The 16,250-nt window shown below is 74.0% G+C and carries 18 protein-coding genes and 1 pseudogene; all 19 read right to left on the reverse strand.

The genetic code is table 11. From position 1 onward, the window contains the following. Position 1: 1 nt before the first annotated feature. The 19 genes and pseudogenes from carA to ACP7CD_RS06025 all read right to left on the reverse strand — a co-directional run bounded on the left by carA (position 2) and on the right by ACP7CD_RS06025 (position 16,114). The gene (gene carA / locus ACP7CD_RS05935) at positions 2-1,258 is read right to left on the reverse strand and encodes a glutamine-hydrolyzing carbamoyl-phosphate synthase small subunit (RefSeq protein WP_017832304.1); all 1,257 of its coding nucleotides are present in this window, start codon (positions 1,256-1,258) and stop codon (positions 2-4) included. A 61-nt stretch (positions 1,259-1,319) separates the two neighbouring features. Then, on the reverse strand, positions 1,320-1,823 hold the full coding sequence (locus ACP7CD_RS05940) for a hypothetical protein (RefSeq protein ID WP_017832303.1): 504 nt from the start codon (positions 1,821-1,823) through the stop codon (positions 1,320-1,322). Between the two features lie 40 nt (positions 1,824-1,863). After that, positions 1,864-3,180 (reverse strand): dihydroorotase, encoded by a 1,317-nt coding sequence (locus ACP7CD_RS05945; protein ID WP_251355839.1) that lies wholly within the window; start codon positions 3,178-3,180, stop codon positions 1,864-1,866. Between the two features lie 6 nt (positions 3,181-3,186). Further along, positions 3,187-4,185, reverse strand: a complete 999-nt coding sequence (locus tag ACP7CD_RS05950) for an aspartate carbamoyltransferase catalytic subunit (protein ID WP_017832301.1) — start codon at positions 4,183-4,185, stop codon at positions 3,187-3,189. After that, positions 4,182-4,805, reverse strand: coding sequence for a bifunctional pyr operon transcriptional regulator/uracil phosphoribosyltransferase PyrR (gene pyrR, locus ACP7CD_RS05955; protein ID WP_017832300.1), 624 nt, complete (start codon positions 4,803-4,805; stop codon positions 4,182-4,184). Before pyrR ends, ACP7CD_RS05950 begins: the two co-directional genes overlap by 4 nt. Before the next feature lie 127 nt (positions 4,806-4,932). Next, a complete protein-coding gene (locus tag ACP7CD_RS05960) occupies positions 4,933-5,226 on the reverse strand; it encodes a hypothetical protein (protein WP_017832299.1) in 294 nt (97 codons plus the stop codon). Continuing rightward, the gene (locus ACP7CD_RS05965) at positions 5,216-5,383 is read right to left on the reverse strand and encodes a hypothetical protein (RefSeq protein WP_426119646.1); all 168 of its coding nucleotides are present in this window, start codon (positions 5,381-5,383) and stop codon (positions 5,216-5,218) included. The genes ACP7CD_RS05960 and ACP7CD_RS05965 overlap by 11 nt, the downstream gene beginning before the upstream one ends. A gap of 44 nt (positions 5,384-5,427) precedes the next feature. Continuing rightward, a pseudogene (locus ACP7CD_RS05970) lies at positions 5,428-5,598 on the reverse strand (ATP-binding cassette domain-containing protein); the annotation flags it as partial. A gap of 71 nt (positions 5,599-5,669) precedes the next feature. Beyond that, positions 5,670-6,080, reverse strand: a complete 411-nt coding sequence (gene nusB, locus ACP7CD_RS05975; protein WP_031282389.1) for a transcription antitermination factor NusB — start codon at positions 6,078-6,080, stop codon at positions 5,670-5,672. Next, on the reverse strand, positions 6,077-6,640 hold the full coding sequence (efp, locus tag ACP7CD_RS05980) for an elongation factor P (protein ID WP_133410212.1): 564 nt from the start codon (positions 6,638-6,640) through the stop codon (positions 6,077-6,079). Before efp ends, nusB begins: the two co-directional genes overlap by 4 nt. Positions 6,641-6,716: 76 nt before the next feature. Next, positions 6,717-7,832, reverse strand: a complete 1,116-nt coding sequence (aroB, locus tag ACP7CD_RS05985) for a 3-dehydroquinate synthase (RefSeq protein ID WP_017832294.1) — start codon at positions 7,830-7,832, stop codon at positions 6,717-6,719. Beyond that, positions 7,829-8,440, reverse strand: coding sequence for a shikimate kinase (locus ACP7CD_RS05990; RefSeq protein ID WP_368828173.1), 612 nt, complete (start codon positions 8,438-8,440; stop codon positions 7,829-7,831). The genes aroB and ACP7CD_RS05990 overlap by 4 nt, the downstream gene beginning before the upstream one ends. Further along, positions 8,437-9,765: a chorismate synthase gene (aroC, locus tag ACP7CD_RS05995; protein WP_426119408.1), complete on the reverse strand. Its 1,329-nt coding sequence runs from the start codon at positions 9,763-9,765 to the stop codon at positions 8,437-8,439. Before aroC ends, ACP7CD_RS05990 begins: the two co-directional genes overlap by 4 nt. Positions 9,766-9,828: 63 nt before the next feature. Beyond that, positions 9,829-10,722: a shikimate dehydrogenase gene (locus ACP7CD_RS06000; protein ID WP_426119638.1), complete on the reverse strand. Its 894-nt coding sequence runs from the start codon at positions 10,720-10,722 to the stop codon at positions 9,829-9,831. After that, positions 10,713-11,936 carry an endolytic transglycosylase MltG gene (locus ACP7CD_RS06005; RefSeq protein ID WP_052133031.1) on the reverse strand — a complete coding sequence of 408 codons (1,224 nt, stop codon included), beginning with the start codon at positions 11,934-11,936 and terminating at the stop codon, positions 10,713-10,715. The genes ACP7CD_RS06000 and ACP7CD_RS06005 overlap by 10 nt, the downstream gene beginning before the upstream one ends. Then, positions 11,933-12,625: a Holliday junction resolvase RuvX gene (gene ruvX, locus ACP7CD_RS06010; protein ID WP_229588678.1), complete on the reverse strand. Its 693-nt coding sequence runs from the start codon at positions 12,623-12,625 to the stop codon at positions 11,933-11,935. The genes ACP7CD_RS06005 and ruvX overlap by 4 nt, the downstream gene beginning before the upstream one ends. Further along, the gene (alaS, locus tag ACP7CD_RS06015; protein WP_109222651.1) at positions 12,622-15,318 is read right to left on the reverse strand and encodes an alanine--tRNA ligase; all 2,697 of its coding nucleotides are present in this window, start codon (positions 15,316-15,318) and stop codon (positions 12,622-12,624) included. Before alaS ends, ruvX begins: the two co-directional genes overlap by 4 nt. Next, on the reverse strand, positions 15,318-15,689 hold the full coding sequence (locus ACP7CD_RS06020) for a hypothetical protein (RefSeq protein WP_052133033.1): 372 nt from the start codon (positions 15,687-15,689) through the stop codon (positions 15,318-15,320). The genes alaS and ACP7CD_RS06020 overlap by 1 nt, the downstream gene beginning before the upstream one ends. Then, a complete protein-coding gene (locus ACP7CD_RS06025) occupies positions 15,686-16,114 on the reverse strand; it encodes a DUF948 domain-containing protein (RefSeq protein WP_031282383.1) in 429 nt (142 codons plus the stop codon). Before ACP7CD_RS06025 ends, ACP7CD_RS06020 begins: the two co-directional genes overlap by 4 nt. Positions 16,115-16,250 lie beyond the last annotated feature (136 nt).

The following is a 16,250-nucleotide window of genomic DNA, read 5'->3' on the forward strand; positions in this document are numbered from 1 at the left end:
GTCAGTTCTGCCCTTCTTCCTGTGCGTTCGGGGTGTCCTCGGGGCTCTGGGCGCCCTGGGCGCCGCCGGGGACGGCGTTGTCGACGGTCGGGTCGGCGCGGCCGTCCCGGTGGCTGTCCATCAGCTCGATGAACCGGCCGAAGAGGTAGGAGGCGTCGTGCGGGCCGGCGGCGGCCTCCGGGTGGTACTGCACCGAGAACGCGGGCAGGTCGAGGCAGTTGAGGCCCTCCACCACGTCGTCGTTGAGGCACACGTGGCTGACCTCGACGCGGCCGAACTCGCCCAGGGGCGCCTCGACCGGGCCGTCGAGGGGCGCGTCCACGGCGAAGCCGTGGTTGTGGGCGGTGATCTCCACGCGCCCGGTCCGCCGGTCCAGGACCGGCTGGTTGATCCCGCGGTGGCCGAAGACCAGCTTGTAGGTGCCGAAGCCCAGGGCCCGGCCGAGCAGCTGGTTGCCGAAGCAGATGCCGAAGAACGGGATCCCGGCGCGCAGCACCTCCCGCAGCGTCTCGATCTGCCGCTCGGCGGTGGCGGGGTCGCCGGGGCCGTTGGAGAAGAACACCCCGCGCGGGGCCAGGGCCCGGATCTGCTCGAAGCCGGTGTCGGCGGGCACCACGTGCACCCGCACCCCGCGCTCGGCGAAGCGGTGCGGGGTCATCGACTTGATGCCGAGGTCCACCGCCACCAGCTCGTGCAGGACCTCGCCGGTCCAGCCGTGCTCGGCGGGCTCCACGACGTAGGCCTCGGGGGCGGAGACGGTCTCGGCGAGCCGGCGGCCCTCCATCCGCTCGGCGGCGCCGACCTCGGCGACGAGCTCGGCGTCGGGGCGCAGCGCGGCGTCCCCGGAGAAGATCCCGCCGCGCATCGCGCCGCGGTCCCGCAGGTGGCGGGTGATGGCCCGGGTGTCGACGTCCTGGATGCCGACGACGCCCTGGGCCACCAGCTGCTCGTCGAGGGACCCCTCGGAGCGCCAGTTGGACGGGCGGCGGGCGGCGTCGCGCACGACGTAGCCGGACACCCAGATCCGCCGGGACTCGGCGTCGGCGGCGTTGACGCCGGTGTTGCCGATGTGCGGGGCGGTCTGCACGACGAGCTGGCCGGCGTAGGACGGGTCGGTGATGGTCTCCTGGTAGCCGGTCATGCCGGTGGAGAACACGGCCTCGCCGAGGGCGGTGCCGAGGGCGCCGTAGGCGCGGCCGCGGAAGACGCGGCCGTCCTCCAGCACGAGCACGGCGGGGTCAGTGGTGATCGAGCTCAAGGTCGTCCTCACGTTCGGGTCTGTGGGTCGGGAAGGCGGGGCGGCGGGTGCCGCCGGCGGGTCAGGAGTGCGGTGCCGGGACGATCGCCTCCACGGCGTCGAGGAGGCGCTGCTTGTCCTCGGCCCGCTGGGTGCGGAAGCCGGTGTCCACCACGGTGGAGCCCAGCCGCCAGGTCAGCACGGCGAGCCCGTCCCGCTCCACGAACTTGCCGACCATCCCGGAGCTGGTGCCCACGGCCACGAGGTCGGCGGCGGGGACGAACAGGCCCGGGGCGCCCTGCCGGTCCAGGAGCACGCCGTCGTCGTGGACCAGGGCCGTCGCCCGGGCGCGCACGCCCAGTCCGTGGGCCGCGATCCGCTCGAGCGGGGCGCCGGTCTCCGTGGTGCTCACGTACATGCCCGGGACCACGAGCCGGGGCTCGCGCTCCTCGATCCCCTCGGGCGGCGCGGCCGGCGCCGCGATCCCCGACTGGCGTCGCACGCGCGTGCGCCAGCCCCGGCGGAGCAGGGCGAAGAGCACGGCGAGGACGATGACCGTGACGAGCACGGTGCTGAGCTGGTCCATGGGACGGGGGCCTCCGGGCGGTGGAAGGGGGTCGGCGCGGTCAGGCGGCGGGGGTCGGGGCGGGGGTGTTGAGGGCCCCGTCGAGGACGGTGGGGTGGCCGCGGAAGAAGGTGGCGCGGACCGCGCCGGGCAGCTCCATGCCGCGGTAGGGGCTGTTGCGGCCCTTGGACGCGTGCCGGGCGGGGTCCACCACGGTGGTCGCGGCCGGGTCCCACAGGGTGAGGTGAGCGGGCTCGCCCTCCTCGAGCGGCCGGCCCTGGCCGGCGAGGCGCCCGATCCGGGCGGGGGTCGCCGAGGTGATCCGGGCGACGTCGCGCCAGGTCAGCAGGCCGGTGTCGACGAGGCTGAGCTGGACCACGGACAGCGCGGTCTCGAGCCCGGTCATCCCGTTGGCCGCGCAGGACCACTCGCACTCCTTGTCCTCGGCGGGGTGCGGGGCGTGGTCGGTGCCGATCACGTCGATGGTGCCGTCGGCCACGGCCGCGCGCAGGGCGTGCACGTCCTCGTCCGTGCGCAGCGGCGGGTTGACCTTGAACACCGGGTCGAAGCTGCGGACCCGCTCGTCGGTGAGCAGCAGGTGGTGCGGGGTGGCCTCGGCGGTGACGTCGATGCCGCGCTGCTTGGCCCAGCGGACGATGTCCACGGAGCCCCTGGTCGAGAGGTGGCAGATGTGCACGCGGGAGCCGACGTGCTCGGCGAGCAGCACGTCGCGGGCGATGATGGCCTCCTCCGCGACGGCGGGCCAGCCCGTCAGCCCGAGCTCGGCGGACACGGCGCCCTCGTTCATCTGGGCGCCCTCCGTCAGCCGCGGCTCCTGGGCGTGCTGGGCCACGACGCCGTCGAAGCCCTTGACGTACTCCAGGGCCCGGCGCATGAGCACCGGGTCGTGCACGCACATGCCGTCGTCGGAGAACATCCGCACGCCCGCGCGGGACTCGGCCATCGCCATGATCTCGGACAGCCGCTCGCCCTTCAGGCCCACGGTCACGGCGCCCACGGGACGGACCTCGACCCAGCCCGCGGAGCGGCCCAGCTCGTGCACCTGCTCCACCACACCGGCGGTGTCCGCCACGGGATCGGAGTTGGCCATCGCGAAGACCGCGGTGTAGCCGCCGAGCGCGGCCGCCCGGGTGCCGGTCTCGACGGTCTCGGCGTCCTCCCGGCCGGGCTCGCGCAGGTGCGTGTGGATGTCCACGAGCCCGGGCAGGGCCACGAGCCCGGCGGCGTCGAGGATCCGGGCGTCGCCCGCCTCCGCGGCGAGGTCGAGGCCGATGCGCCGGATCACGCCGTCCTCGACGAGGATGTCGGCGGTCTGCTCGCCGAGCAGCTGGGCGCCCTGGATGAGGTACGAGGTCACGAGAGGTCAGCGCTCCTGGGGGTGCGGGGTGGAGGTGGGGTCGAGGTCGTCGCCGGAGAGCAGCAGGTAGAGCACCGACATCCGCACGGAGACGCCGTTGCGCACCTGGTCCAGGACCGTGGAGCGCGGGGAGTCCGCCGCGGCGGAGGAGATCTCCAGCCCGCGGTTCATGGGTCCCGGGTGCATGATCGCCGTGGCGGCCCCGGCGGCGTCGAGGGCGGCGACCCGCTCGGGGGTCAGCCCCCACTCCCGGGCGTACTCCTGGGCGGTCGGGAAGAACGCGGCGTGCATCCGCTCCCGCTGCACGCGCAGCATCATCACCGCGTCCGGGGCGGGGTCCAGGGCCTCGTCGAGGGAGAAGACCACCCGGCAAGGCCAGTCCGCGATGCCGACGGGCAGCAGGGTGGGCGGGGCCACGAACGTGACCCGGGCGCCCAGGGTGGTGAACAGCCACAGGTCGGAGCGGGCCACCCGGGAGTGCAGGACGTCGCCGACGATCACCACGTGCATGCCCTCGAGGTCGAGCCCGCGGGTGCTCTCGCGGCCCTCGGTGCGGGCACGGTGCTGGCGCAGGGTCATGGCGTCGAGCAGGGCCTGCGTGGGGTGCTCGTGGGTGCCGTCGCCGGCGTTGACCACCGCGGCGTCGATCCAGTCGGACTCCGCGAGCTGCTGCGGGGAGCCGGAGGCCGAGTGCCGGATCACCACGGCGTCGGCGCTCATCGCCGCGAGGGTCTGGGCGGTGTCCTTGAGGGACTCCCCCTTCGAGACCGAGGAGCCTTTCGCGGAGAAGTTGAGGACGTCCGCGGACAGGCGCTTGGCGGCCGTCTCGAAGGAGATGCGGGTGCGGGTCGAGTCCTCGAAGAAGAGGTTGACCACGGTGCGGCCCCGCAGCGCGGGGAGCTTCTTGACGGAGCGCTGGCCCACGGCGGCCATCTGGTCCGCGGTGTCCAGGAACGTCAGGGCGGCGTCGTAGGAGAGGTCCTTCGTGGACAGCAGGTGCCTCATGCGCCGGTTCCCGGCACGGTGGTCTCGATGACCACGCAGTCGGCGTTCTCCGCCGCGCGGGGCTCGGGGTCGGTCTCGGCCAGCCGGACCCGGACCTTCTCCTGGGAGGAGGTCGGCAGGTTCTTGCCCACGTGGTCGGCGCGGATGGGCAGCTCCCGGTGGCCGCGGTCGACGAGCACGGCGAGGCGGACCACGCGGGGCCGGCCGACGTCCACGAGGGCGTCGAGGGCGGCGCGCACGGTGCGCCCGGAGTACAGGACGTCGTCGACGAGGACCACGGTGCGCCCGTCGATGCCCTGCACGGGGATGCGGGTCGGCTGGGGGGCGCGGGCGGGATTCTTGCGCAGGTCGTCGCGGAACATCGTGACGTCGAGCTGGCCGAGGCTCGCGGCGGCGTCGAAGCCGGTGTCGGAGGCGGCGATCTTGGCGGCGATCCGCTGGGCCAGCGGGTAGCCGCGGCGCGGGATGCCGAGCAGGACGAGGTCCGAGCTGCCCCTGTTGGCCTCGAGGATCTCGTGGGCGATGCGCGTCAGGGCGCGGTCGATGTCGGCTGCCGAGAGGATGACGCGCGCGGCGGCGGGTCCCGTCGAGGGACCGGCCGCGGAGGTGTCGTCGTTCATGGGTGCCGCCTCCTTCCCCGCCTCACAGGACGGACTTAAAGGTTGCTTGCTCGCCCCAAACTAGCACAGCGGCCCTGACGCCCCGGGCCCGGTGTGACGCCCGCCTCCCCCGGCGACCCCGCCCGGGCTAGGCGCTGTGGTCGGCCCGCTCCCACCAGGCGGCGGTGGCCGCGGCCGAGCCGAGGGCGACGAGCGCGACGCCCAGGACGCCGCCCGGACCGGCGCCGGCGGCGTCCGGGCCGGCCGTCCCGGCGAGGAGGGCGGGCACGGCCCAGGGGAACCACGCGCCGTGGCCGACCGCGGCGAGCACCTGAGCCACGAGGACGGCGAGGGCCATGGCCCCGGCGGTGGCCCAGGGCACTCGGGAGCGGCGCAGCTTCAGCGCCTCCGCCCCGAGGGCGGCCGCCGGCTCACCGGTCACCGGGGCGCTCCTGCCGGTGCTGCGCGCCCACCAGGCGCAGGAAGTAGGCCTCGAGGTCCTCGCGGACCACCGCGAGGCCGGTGGGGGGCACGCCGCCGTGGACGAGGGCGGCGGCCACCGCGTCCGGGCGGTCCGCGGCCCGGGCCTCGCCGAGCACGACCGCGGGCCCCGCGCGGTGCGCGTCGCCGCGCCCGCGGCCGAGGGGCGGACCATGCCGAGGACCGTCCGCATGACGGTGGTCTTGCCGGCGCCGTTGAGGCCCAGCAGCGCGTAGACCTTCCCCGGGCGGACCTCGAGGGTGACGCGGTCGACCGCGCGCACGGCCCCGTAGTGCTTCGAGACGCCCTGCAGGCGCAGCGCGGGAGCTGTCATGCGGACCTCCGCGGGACGCACGGTCGTGGTCCCGGAAATGGTAGCGCCCCGGGCGGGGTCCGGCGGCCCCGTCAGCCGAGCAGGGTCGGCTTCATCTGCTGCAGCCGGCCCAGCAGGCCGTTGACGAAGCGCGGGGAGTCGTCGCCCGCGAGCTCCTTGGCGAGGCTCACGGCCTCGGCCACGGCGACCCCGTCCGGGACGTCGTCGTTGAACAGCAGCTCCCAGGCCCCCACGCGCAGCACGTTGCGGTCCACCGCGGGCATCCGCTCGAGGGTCCAGCCCTGGGAGTACGTCTCGAGGTACTCGTCGAGCTCACCGCGGCGCATCGTGACGCCGAGCACGAGCTCCTCGGCGTACGGGGAGACCTGCGAGTCGCTGTGCATCCGGCGCCGCTCCATGACCTCGCGGGCGTCCTCGGAACGCTGCTCGGCCTCGAAGAGGATCTCCACGGCGCGCCGGCGCGCCTTGCCCCGGGCGCTCACTCGTTGACGCGGCCCAGGTAGTCACCCGTGCGGGTGTCGACCTTGACCTTGGTGCCCTGCTCGAGGAACAGCGGCACCTGGATCTGGTAGCCGGTCTCCACGGTGGCGGGCTTGGTGCCGCCGGTGGAGCGGTCGCCCTGCAGGCCCGGCTCGGTGTAGGTGATCTCGAGGACCACGGACGCGGGCAGCTCGATGTAGAGCGGGGCCCCCTCGTGCAGCGCGATGGTCGCGTTGAGGTTCTCGAGCATGAAGTTGGCGGCGTCGCCCACCACCTCACCGGGAACGGTGATCTGGTCGTAGGTCTTGTTGTCCATGAAGACGTAGTCGGCGCCGTCCTGGTACAGGTACTGGTACTCGCTGCGGTCCACCGTGGCGGTCTCGATCTTCGCGCCGGCGTTGAAGGTCTTGTCGACGACCTTCCCGGAGGTGATGTTGCGCATCTTGGTGCGCACGAACGCCCCGCCCTTGCCCGGCTTCACGTGCTGGAACTCGATCACGTTCCAGAGGTTGCCCTCCAGCTTCAGGACGGTGCCGTTCTTGATGTCGTTGGTCGTAGCCACAGGTTCTCTCTCTGGTTGTCTGCGAAGTCGGCAGGTCGGCGCGGACAGGGGGTGTCGTCCCGGACCGCGGACCAGTCTAGCTGGGCGCGCCCTCGGCGATCTCCTGGTAGCTCGCGAAGAGGATCGCGGGGTCGGGGACCTCGAGCACGCGGGGCCGGCCCACGGCGTCGAGGACGACGAAGCGCAGCAGGTTCCCGCGCGTCTTCTTGTCCCGCTTCATGACCTCGAGCAGCCGCGGCCACTGGTCCCACCGGTACGCGGTCGGCAGGCCGAGGGAGGCGAGGATGCTGCGGTGGCGCTCGACGACGTCGTCGGCCAGGTTCCCGGCGGTGCGGGCGAGCTCGGCGGCGAAGACCAGCCCCACCGAGACCGCGGCGCCGTGGCGCCACTGGTAGCGCTCGTTGTGCTCGATCGCGTGGCCGAGGGTGTGCCCGTAGTTGAGCATCTCCCGGCGGCCGGCCTCGCGCAGGTCGCCGGAGACGATCTCGGCCTTGACCCGGATGCTGCGCTCCACGAGCTCCCGGACCACCTCGGACTGCGAGTCGCGCACCGCCTCCGGGTGGGCCTCGATCAGCTCGAGGATCCGCTCGTCGGCGATGAAGCCGCACTTGACGACCTCCGCCATGCCGGTGAGCAGTTCGTTCTCGGGCAGCGTCCGCAGCGTGTCGAGGTCGCACAGCACGGCCGCGGGCGGGTGGAAGGCGCCCACGAGGTTCTTGCCCTCGGCGGTGTTGATCCCGGTCTTGCCGCCCACGGCGGCGTCGACCATGCCGAGCAGGGTGGTGGGCACGTGCACCACGCGCACGCCGCGCAGCCACGTGGCGGCCACGAACCCCGCGAGGTCGGAGACCGCTCCCCCGCCCACGGACACGATCGCGTCCGAGCGGGTGAAGTCGTTCTGCCCGAGGACCTGCCAGCAGAAGGACGCCACCTGGACGTGCTTGCCCTCCTCGGCGTCGGGGATCTCGGCGGTGAACGCCTGGTAGCCCTGTCCGCGCAGCTCCTCCATGACCACGTCGCCGGTGCTGCGCAGCGCCCGCGGGTGGATGACGAGCACGCGCTGGACCCGGTCGCCGAGCACGCGGGGGACCTCGCCGAGCAGCCCGTGGCCGACGAGGACGTCGTAGTTCTCGGCCGGGCGCTCCCCGGTGACGGGGATGGTCGTGACGGTGCGGGGAGCGGACTCGCTCATGCCTGGGCCTCCTGGGTGCTGTCGGTGGTGCCGCCGGCGCTCCGCGCGGAGCGCAGGCGGGTGAGCTCCGCCTCGAGGTCGGCGCCGATCTCGGCGACGGGCCGGTTGCCGCGGCCGTCGAGGGTGATGTCGGCGAGCTCCTCGTAGCAGGCGCGCCGGGACTCGTAGAGCTCCTGCCAGCGCCGCTCCGGGTCCGGCTGGAGCATGGGGCGGGTCCGGTTGCCGCTGATCCGGGGCAGCACGGTCTCGGTGTCCACCTCGAGGTAGGCGACGAGCTCGTGGCGCAGCAGCTCGCGGGTGGACGGGGTCGTGGGGGCGCCGCCGCCCACGGAGAAGATCGCGTTGGCGTGGTCCGGGTCCCGCAGGATCTCGGCCACGGTGTCCGCCTCGAGGTCGCGGAAGTACTTCTCGCCGTGCTCCGCGAAGATCTTCGAGATCACGCCGTACCGGGAGACGATGACCTGGTCGGCGTCCACGAAGTCGTAGCCGTAGAACTTGGACATGTGCAGGGCCAGGAAGGACTTGCCGGCGGCCATGGGCCCGATCAGCACCACGGGCCGCTGCGGGGTCTCGGCGGCGTCGGCCGGGGCGGGGAACTGCGCGTTCACGCCTGGGCCTCCCCGGGCTCGGCGGGCGCCACCGCATCTGCGGGCGCCACGGTCTCGGCGGGGGCCACGAGGGGGTCGCCCATGTGGTCGTCGCGCGCCGCGGCGGCGTCGTCCCCGAAGGCCCCGAGCTCGCCGGCGGAGTGCAGGGACTCCGGGATCGCGGCGAGGTAGGCGTCCTTGTTGCGGGCGGTCTCGGTGATCGAGTCCCCGCCGAACTTCTCCGTCACGGCGTCGGCGAGCACGAGGGCGACCATCGCCTCGGCGACCACCCCGGCGGCGGGCACGGCGCAGACGTCCGAGCGCTGGTGGTGGGCGCGGGCGGCCTCGCCGGTGGCGACGTCGACGGTGCGCAGCGCCTTCGGCACGGTGGCGATGGGCTTCATGGCCGCGCGCACGCGCAGGACGTCACCGATGGACATGCCGCCCTCGATCCCGCCGGCGCGGTTGCTCACGCGGCGGACCGCGCCGTCGGCGCCGCGGGAGATCTCGTCGTGGGCCTCGGAGCCGGGCCGGGCGGCGGTCAGGAAGCCGTCCCCGACCTCGACGCCCTTGATGGCCTGGATGCCCATCAGGGCCCCGGCCAGGCGCGAGTCGAGCCGCCGGTCCCAGTGCACGTACGAGCCGAGCCCCGGGGGCAGCCCGTAGGCGAGGACCTCGACGACGCCGCCGAGGGTCTCCCCGTCCTTGTGGGCGGCGTCCACCGCCGTCACCATGGCCTCCGCCGTGGCGGGGTCGAAGCAGCGCAGGGGGTCGGCGTCGAGGCCGGGGACGTCGGAGGGCAGCGGGCGCGCGGCGTCCACCGGGGCGCTGACGGCGCCCACGGCCGTGGTGTGGGAGACGAGCTGCACGCCCACGGCCTCGAGGATCTTCGCGGCGACGGCGCCGAGGGCCACGCGCGTGGCCGTCTCCCGGGCGCTGGCGCGCTCGAGCACGGGCCGCGCCTCGTCGAAGCCGTACTTCTGCATGCCGGTGAGGTCCGCGTGGCCGGGGCGGGGGCGGGTGAGGGGGGCGTTGCGGGCGCGGCCCGCGAGCACCTCCGGGTCCACGGGGTCCGCGGACATCACCTCGCGCCACTTGGGCCACTCGGTGTTGGCGATCTCGATCGCCACCGGCCCGCCCTGGGTCACGCCGTGGCGCACGCCGCCGAGCAGGCGCACCTGATCCTGCTCGAACTTCATCCGCGCGCCGCGCCCGTAGCCGAGCCGGCGGCGGGCCAGGGCGTCGCGGACGTCCTGGCTGGTCAGGCTCACCCCAGCCGGGACGCCCTCGATGATCCCGACGAGCGCCTCGCCGTGCGACTCGCCGGCCGTGAGCCAACGCAACATAACAACTCTTTCCGTTCGGGGTCTCGGCGACAGGGCCCCGCGGGGCGCGGCCGCCGACAGGTCTCAGGTGCGGGGCAGGGACGGGGCGGCGAGGATGGGCCGCCCCACGGCCGCGCACATCGCGGCGACCACGTCCTGCTCGCGGGGCAGGGGTGTGCCCGGATCGCGGCCGGTGAACAGGCGGATCTGGTCCACCGCCTGGAAGATCAGCATATCGAGTCCCGGGGCCACCGCTCCCCCGGCCCGGGACCAGACCGCGGCCACCGCCGACGGCCACGGGTCGTAGGCGGCGTCCAGGAGGACGCCCGTGGTGGTCGGGGCGGCGGCCTCCAGCTGCGCCGCCAGCTCGTCCGCGCCGTGCGGCGGGAGGGTGGAGACGACCACGTCGTACGCGGCCAGGAGGCCCGGCGCCTCGTCCCACGCCCGCAGGTGCACGGGGATCCCGAGCCGGCGCCCCGCCTCGACGGCGCGCCCGGCGCGGGTGGCGGAGCGCACGAAGACGTCCACGGAGGCGGCCCCGAGCCGCTGCGCGGCGGCGACGGCGGCCGTGGCCGTGCCGCCCCCGCCGAGGACGGCGGCCCGGGGGACGGCCGGCACGGTGCCCGCCGCGAGCACCGCGCCCACGATGCCGGTGACGTCGGTGTTGTGGCCGAGCACCGTCCCGTCCGGGCGGAAGAGCAGGGTGTTGACCGCGCCCACCGCCGCCCCGAGGACCGTGAGCTCGTCCGCGCACGCGGCGGCCACCGACTTCAGGGGCATCGTCACCGACAGCCCGCGCCAGGCGGGATCGGACCGGCGGGCGTCGACGAACGGCGGGAGCTGCTCCTCGACCAGGTCGTGGGCGTCGTAGTGCACGTCCTCGCCCAGCACCGCGTACGCGGCGCGGTGCAGGTCCGGGGACCTCGAGTGGCCGATGGGGTGGCCCACCACGGCGGCGCGGGCGGGACTCACCCGCACCGGCCCTCGTTCTCGCTGCACCACTGGTTGTACTCCTCCACGTACCCCAGGTGCTCCGCGTAGGTCTCGGCGAACTTCGTCTCGCCCGTGTCCAGGTCCACGGTCACCCAGAAGTAGTAGTCGTTGTCCTGCGGGTCGGCGGCCGCCGCGATGGCGGCGTCGCCCGGGGAGCCGATGGGGCCCACCGGCAGGCCGGGGTTGGCGAAGGTGTTGTACCGGTTGGACTCGTCGCGGCGCTCCTCCTCCGAGAAGTCGTAGCTGCGGCGGTCGAGGCCGTAGGTCACGGACGCGTCGGACTGGATGAAACCGGAGGTCTCGCCGTCGGGGTTCTCGAGCCGGTTCTCGATCGCGCCGGCCACCACGTCGTAGTGCTCGGGCTGGACCTCGAACTCGATGATCGAGCCGATGGTGAGCACCTCGAAGATCTGGTCCTCGTCGCTGATGCCGTTGTCGTCGAGGGTCGTGCGGGTGCGGTCCACCATCGTCTGCAGGATCTGCTCCGCCGTGGCGTCCAGCGGGAACCGGTACTCGCCCGGGTGCAGCCAGCCCTCGAGGGTGGGGAAGCGGTCCGGGATCCCGAACGTCGCCGTGTCCTCCCGGTAGGCCTCGAACTCGGAGACGGGGATGCCGGTGGACTCGCTGAGGACCCCGAACACGTCGGTCATGCGCAGGGTCCGGTTGACCGCCGCGTAGTGGGTGGCCTCGTCCTCCTCCATGAGCGCGTCCACGGCGGCCTCCGAGCTCATCTCCGTGCGCAGCTCGTACTCGCCCGGCTGGATGAACTGCTCGGCGTGCTCCTCCTGGTAGGTCTCGACGAACGTCTCGGCGTCCGCCACGATCCCCTGCGCCTCGAGGGCCACGGCGATCTGGCCGGTGGTGGCGCCGTCGGCCACGGAGAAGGTCACGGGGTCCTTGCCGTCGCCGCGGTAGTCGCGGACCTCGAACCACCGGAAGGTGGAGCCGAGCACGGACACCGTGATCAGCGCGGCGAGCAGGAACAGGGCGATGGCCGTGGTCAGTGAGACGCGGCCGCGGCGCCGGCGCCGCTTGACCTGCTCGGGGGTGAGCTCCTCGTGCTCGAAGACGCCGCGCAGGCCCGTGGAGGGCTCCCTCGAGGACGGGGCGTCCAGGAGGCTGCCCAGACCGCCGCCGGACGACTCCCGGGGCGCCTCGGGTCGGCGGGGCGCCGACTGGTCGTACGGATCGTCGCTCACGAATGCTCTCCGTCCGGATCGGTGGTCGTCAACGGTGCCGTCCGCGCCCGGTCGGGCGCTCCGGCGGTGTCCTCGGCGGTGTCCTCGGCCGTGTTCCCGGCTCCGGTGGACGACTCCCCGCGGCGGGCCGCGGCCGGACCCTGCCCGTCGCGGTCACCCCCATTATGCGGGACGGCGGGTGCCGCGGCGCCGGGGACCGGCGGTTCCACCGGCGCGCCGGGCTCCGCCCCGGTCGCCCTGGCCCGGTCCACGGCGCTCTGCAGGATGGTGGCCGCGGCCACCTGGTCGACCTTGTCCATGTGGTCGCGGCGGGCGACCCCGGCCTCCAGCAGCGCCCGGTGGGCGTCCACGGTGCTGAGGCGCTCGTCGACCAGCCGCACCGGCACGTCGCGGCCCTTCACGCGCAGCCGCCGCACGAGGGCCTCCGCGTAGTCGCGCGCCATCGCGGTCGAGGCGTTCTCCCCGCCGTCGAGGCTGCGGGGCAGCCCCACGTAGACGGCGACGACGTCGTGCTCCTGGACCAGACCGGCCAGCAGCTTCACGTCGAAGCCCTTCCGGGGGTCGGGGTCGCGCCGCAGCGTGGTGAGCGGCGTGGCGAGGATGCCGTCGGGGTCGCACAGGGCGACCCCGACGCGGACGAGGCCGACGTCGACCCCCATCCGCCGTCCCCGGGCGTAGGCGTCGCTCACGCGGCGGCGCCGCCCGTCGCCCGGGCGATGTCGGCCAGCACCGCGTCCAGGGCGGCCCCCGTCTTGGCCGGGTCCTGCCCGCCGCCCTGGGCGATGTCGTCCTTGCCGCCGCCGCCGCCGCCGAGGACCTTGGCGGCCGTGCGCACGAGCCGGCCGGCCTGCACCCCGGCCGCGCGGGCGCCCTCGGTGGTCGCCACGAGGACCAGGGGACGGCCCTTGGCCGTGCCCGTGACGGCGACGACGAACGGCTCCGCCGTCATCCGGCCGCGCAGGTCGAGGGCGAGCGAGCGGACGTCGTCGGCCCCGGAGACCTCGCCCATGTCGTGGGTCAGGACCTTTACGGCGCCGACCTCCCGCACGCCGTCGAGCAGGGCGCCGGCCTGCGCCTGGAACTTCTCCCGGCGCAGGACCGCGAGCTCCTTCTCGGCCGACTTCAGCTTCTCGAGGGTGCCCGCCAGGCGCTCGGGCAGCTCCGCGGAGGACTGCACCTTGAGCATGCCGGTGAGCTGGTGCACGAGGGTCCGCTCGGCCGCGAGGTGGCGGAACGAGTCCAGGCCCACGAGCGCCTCGACGCGGCGGTTGCCCGAGCCCACGGACTGCTCGGTGAGCAGGGTGAGGGAGCCGATCTGGGCGGTGCCGCCCACGTGCGTGCCGCCGCACAGCTCCCGGGACCAGGGTCCGTTCAGCTCGACCACGCGCACCCGGTCCCCGTACTTCTCGCCGAACAGGGACATGGCGCCCATGGCCTTGGCCTCGTCGAGGGCCATCTCCTGCGTGACGACCTCGTGGTTGGCGTGGATCGCCGCGTTGGAGACCTCCTCGATCTCCCGGCGCTGGGCCTCGGCGAGCCCCTCGCCCCACGCGAAGTCGAAGCGCAGGTACCCCTCCTTGTTGAAGGAACCGCGCTGGACGGCCTCGGGGCCGAGGATGTCGTGCAGGGCCGCGTGGACGATGTGGGTGCCGGTGTGGGCGGCCTCGGCGGCGCGCCGGCGGGCGACGTCCACCTGGGCGAGCACCGTGGCCCCGGAAAGGGCCTCGCCCTCGCGCACGACCGCCTGGTGCACGGACAGCCCCTTCACGGGCTGCTGGACGTCGGTGACCTCGAGCACGAAGCCGTCGCCGCTGATGGTGCCCCGGTCGGCGGCCTGGCCGCCGGCCTCGGCGTAGAACGGCGTCTCGTCGAGGACGACCTCGACGTGCTCCCCGGCCGAGGCTGCAGGGACGGTCACGCCGTCCTGCAGCAGGGCGCGCAGCACGGTCTCGTGGCCGAGCCGGGTGTAGCCGGTGAACACCGAGCCGCCCTCGTCGACGAGCCGGCGGAACACCGAGAGGTCGGCGTGGGCGCCCTTCTTGGCGCGGGCGTCCTGCTGCGCGCGGTGGCGCTGCTCCTCCATGAGACCGCGGAAGGCCGTCTCGTCGACCGCGACCCCGGCCTCCGCGGCCATCTCGAGGGTCAGGTCGATGGGGAAGCCGTAGGTGTCGTGCAGGGCGAAGGCCTCCGCGCCGGAGACGGCCTGGCCCTGGCGCCGGGCGCCGGCCACGGCCTCGTTGAGCCGGGTGGTGCCGGACTCGATGGTCTTCAGGAACGCCCGCTCCTCGGCGTAGGCGATCCGGGAGATCCGCTCGAAGTCCTCGGCCACGTAGGGGTAGACGCCGCGCATGGCGTCCCGGGAGGCGGGCAGCAGCACGGGCAGGCAGGGCTCGGTGACGCCCATCAGGCGCATCGCGCGGATCGCGCGGCGCAGCAGGCGGCGCAGGATGTACCCGCGGCCCTCGTTGGACGGGCTCACGCCGTCCGCGATGAGCATCAGCGAGGAGCGGACGTGGTCGGCGACCACGCGCATCCGCACGTCGTCGTCGTAGCCCTCCTCCCCCGGCTTCTCGGAGCCGTGGTAGCGCTTCCCCGAGAGCTCGGACGCCCGGTCCAGGACGGGGCGGACCTGGTCGGTCTCGTAGAAGTTCTCGACGCCCTGGAGCAGCATGGCCAGGCGCTCGACGCCGAGGCCGGTGTCGATGTTCTGCTCGGGGAGGTCGCCCAGGATCTCGTAGTCCTTGCCCGAGCCCTCACCGCGCTGGTACTGCATGAAGACGAGGTTCCAGATCTCGATGTACCGGTCGTCGTCGACGGCCGGGCCGCCCTCCCGGCCGTACCGGGGGCCGCGGTCGTAGAAGATCTCGGAGTCGGGGCCCGCGGGACCGGGCTGGCCGGTGTCCCAGTAGTTCTCGTCCCGGCCCAGCCGCTGGATCCGCTCGGCAGGCACCCCCACGGTGTCCTTCCAGAGCGTGTAGGACTCCTCGTCGCCCTCGTAGACGGTCACCCACAGCCGGTCCGGGTCCAGGCCGAAGCCGCCCTTCTCGAGCGGGCTGGTGAGCAGCTCCCACGCCATGGGGATGGCGCGCTCCTTGAAGTAGTCGCCGAAGGAGAAGTTGCCGGCCATCTGGAAGAACGTGCCGTGCCGGGCGGTCTTGCCCACCTCGTCGATGTCGAGGGTGCGGATGCACTTCTGGATGGACGTGGCGCGCCGGTAGGGGGCGGTCTCCTGGCCGAGGAAGTACGGGATGAACGGGACCATGCCCGCGATCGTGAACATGGCACCCGGCTGGGAGGAGATCAGCGAGGCGGAGGGCACCACGGTGTGGCCCTGGCCTTCGAAGTAGTCCAGCCAGCGCTTGGTGATTTCCTGAGAGAGCATTACCGGTGCTTTCCTTCGCGTTCGGTCGAGGGGTCGGTGGGCTCCGCCGCGGCCCCGGCCGCGCGGGGGGCGGCGGTGCCGTCGAGCACCGGCGGGGCGGTGCGACCGGCGTCGAGACGGCCGGTCTGCGGCCGGGGGGCGGCGACGCCGAAGGACTCGCGCAGCTCGGCCTCGCGCTCGTCCATGCCCGCGCGCACGGTGGCGGCGAAGCGGTAGAGCCGGGAGCGCCAGTCCCCGGGGCGGGGGGTGCGCGCGGCGCCGGCCCCGCCCGGCACGGAGAGGTCCTGGCCGGGTGATCGGGCGAGGCGGGTGGCGGCGGCGCCGAGCACGCCGCCGGCGGCCACGAGGGCGAGCCGGCCCCAGAAGCTCATGGCCGGTCCTCCCCCGGGGCGCCGGGGGCCTGCTCGTCGGCGGCCCCGAAGCGGTCGGCCCGGTGGGAGCCGTGCGGCGCGGTGTCGCCCGTGAACGCCCGGCGGACGCCGTGCGAGAACGCGGCGACCTTGATCAGCGGCTGGCCCACGGTGGAGGCCACCAGGGAGGACAGCGCGGAGACGTTCGCGGAGGCGTCGGAGACGTTGGTCGTGATCCCGTCCACCTTCTCGAGCTGCGAGTTGGTGGTCGAGACGGTGCGGGTGACCTCGTCGATGAGGGGGACAGTCTCGTTGTTGAGCGAGCGGATCGTCAGCCGCAGCTCGTCGAAGACCTTGCCGAGCTTGAGGATCGGCACCGCGAGCAGGAGCACCAGCACGGCGAACACCCCCGCGGCGAGCAGTCCTGCGATTTCTCCACCGGTCATGGGGCGGCGCGCTCCTTGCTGGTCGGGTCGGGGGGCCGGGGCGGCAGGACCGCCCGGGCGTGCGGGGACGGGCACCGGCGCGGTGCCCGGGGATCAACTGTACCGAACGGAAGAGCCCGCGGCGCAGGCGCCGCGG

Source organism: Kocuria sp. LHG3120 (assembly GCF_049897445.1).
Lineage (GTDB): Bacteria > Actinomycetota > Actinomycetes > Actinomycetales > Micrococcaceae > Kocuria > Kocuria rosea.

Excerpts from the sequence above, each read along its gene's own strand:
- ACP7CD_RS05940 (WP_017832303.1), bottom strand. The coding sequence starts at position 1,823 with ATGGACCAGCTCAGCACCGTGCTCGTCACGGTCATCGTCCTCGCCGTG.
- ACP7CD_RS05950 (WP_017832301.1), bottom strand. The coding sequence starts at position 4,185 with ATGAGGCACCTGCTGTCCACGAAGGACCTCTCCTACGACGCCGCCCTG.
- pyrR (WP_017832300.1), bottom strand. The coding sequence starts at position 4,805 with ATGAACGACGACACCTCCGCGGCCGGTCCCTCGACGGGACCCGCCGCC.
- aroB (WP_017832294.1), bottom strand. The coding sequence starts at position 7,832 with ATGAGCGAGTCCGCTCCCCGCACCGTCACGACCATCCCCGTCACCGGG.
- aroC (WP_426119408.1), bottom strand. The coding sequence starts at position 9,765 with ATGTTGCGTTGGCTCACGGCCGGCGAGTCGCACGGCGAGGCGCTCGTC.
- alaS (WP_109222651.1), bottom strand. The coding sequence starts at position 15,318 with ATGCTCTCTCAGGAAATCACCAAGCGCTGGCTGGACTACTTCGAAGGC.
- ACP7CD_RS06020 (WP_052133033.1), bottom strand. The coding sequence starts at position 15,689 with ATGAGCTTCTGGGGCCGGCTCGCCCTCGTGGCCGCCGGCGGCGTGCTC.
- ACP7CD_RS06025 (WP_031282383.1), bottom strand. The coding sequence starts at position 16,114 with ATGACCGGTGGAGAAATCGCAGGACTGCTCGCCGCGGGGGTGTTCGCC.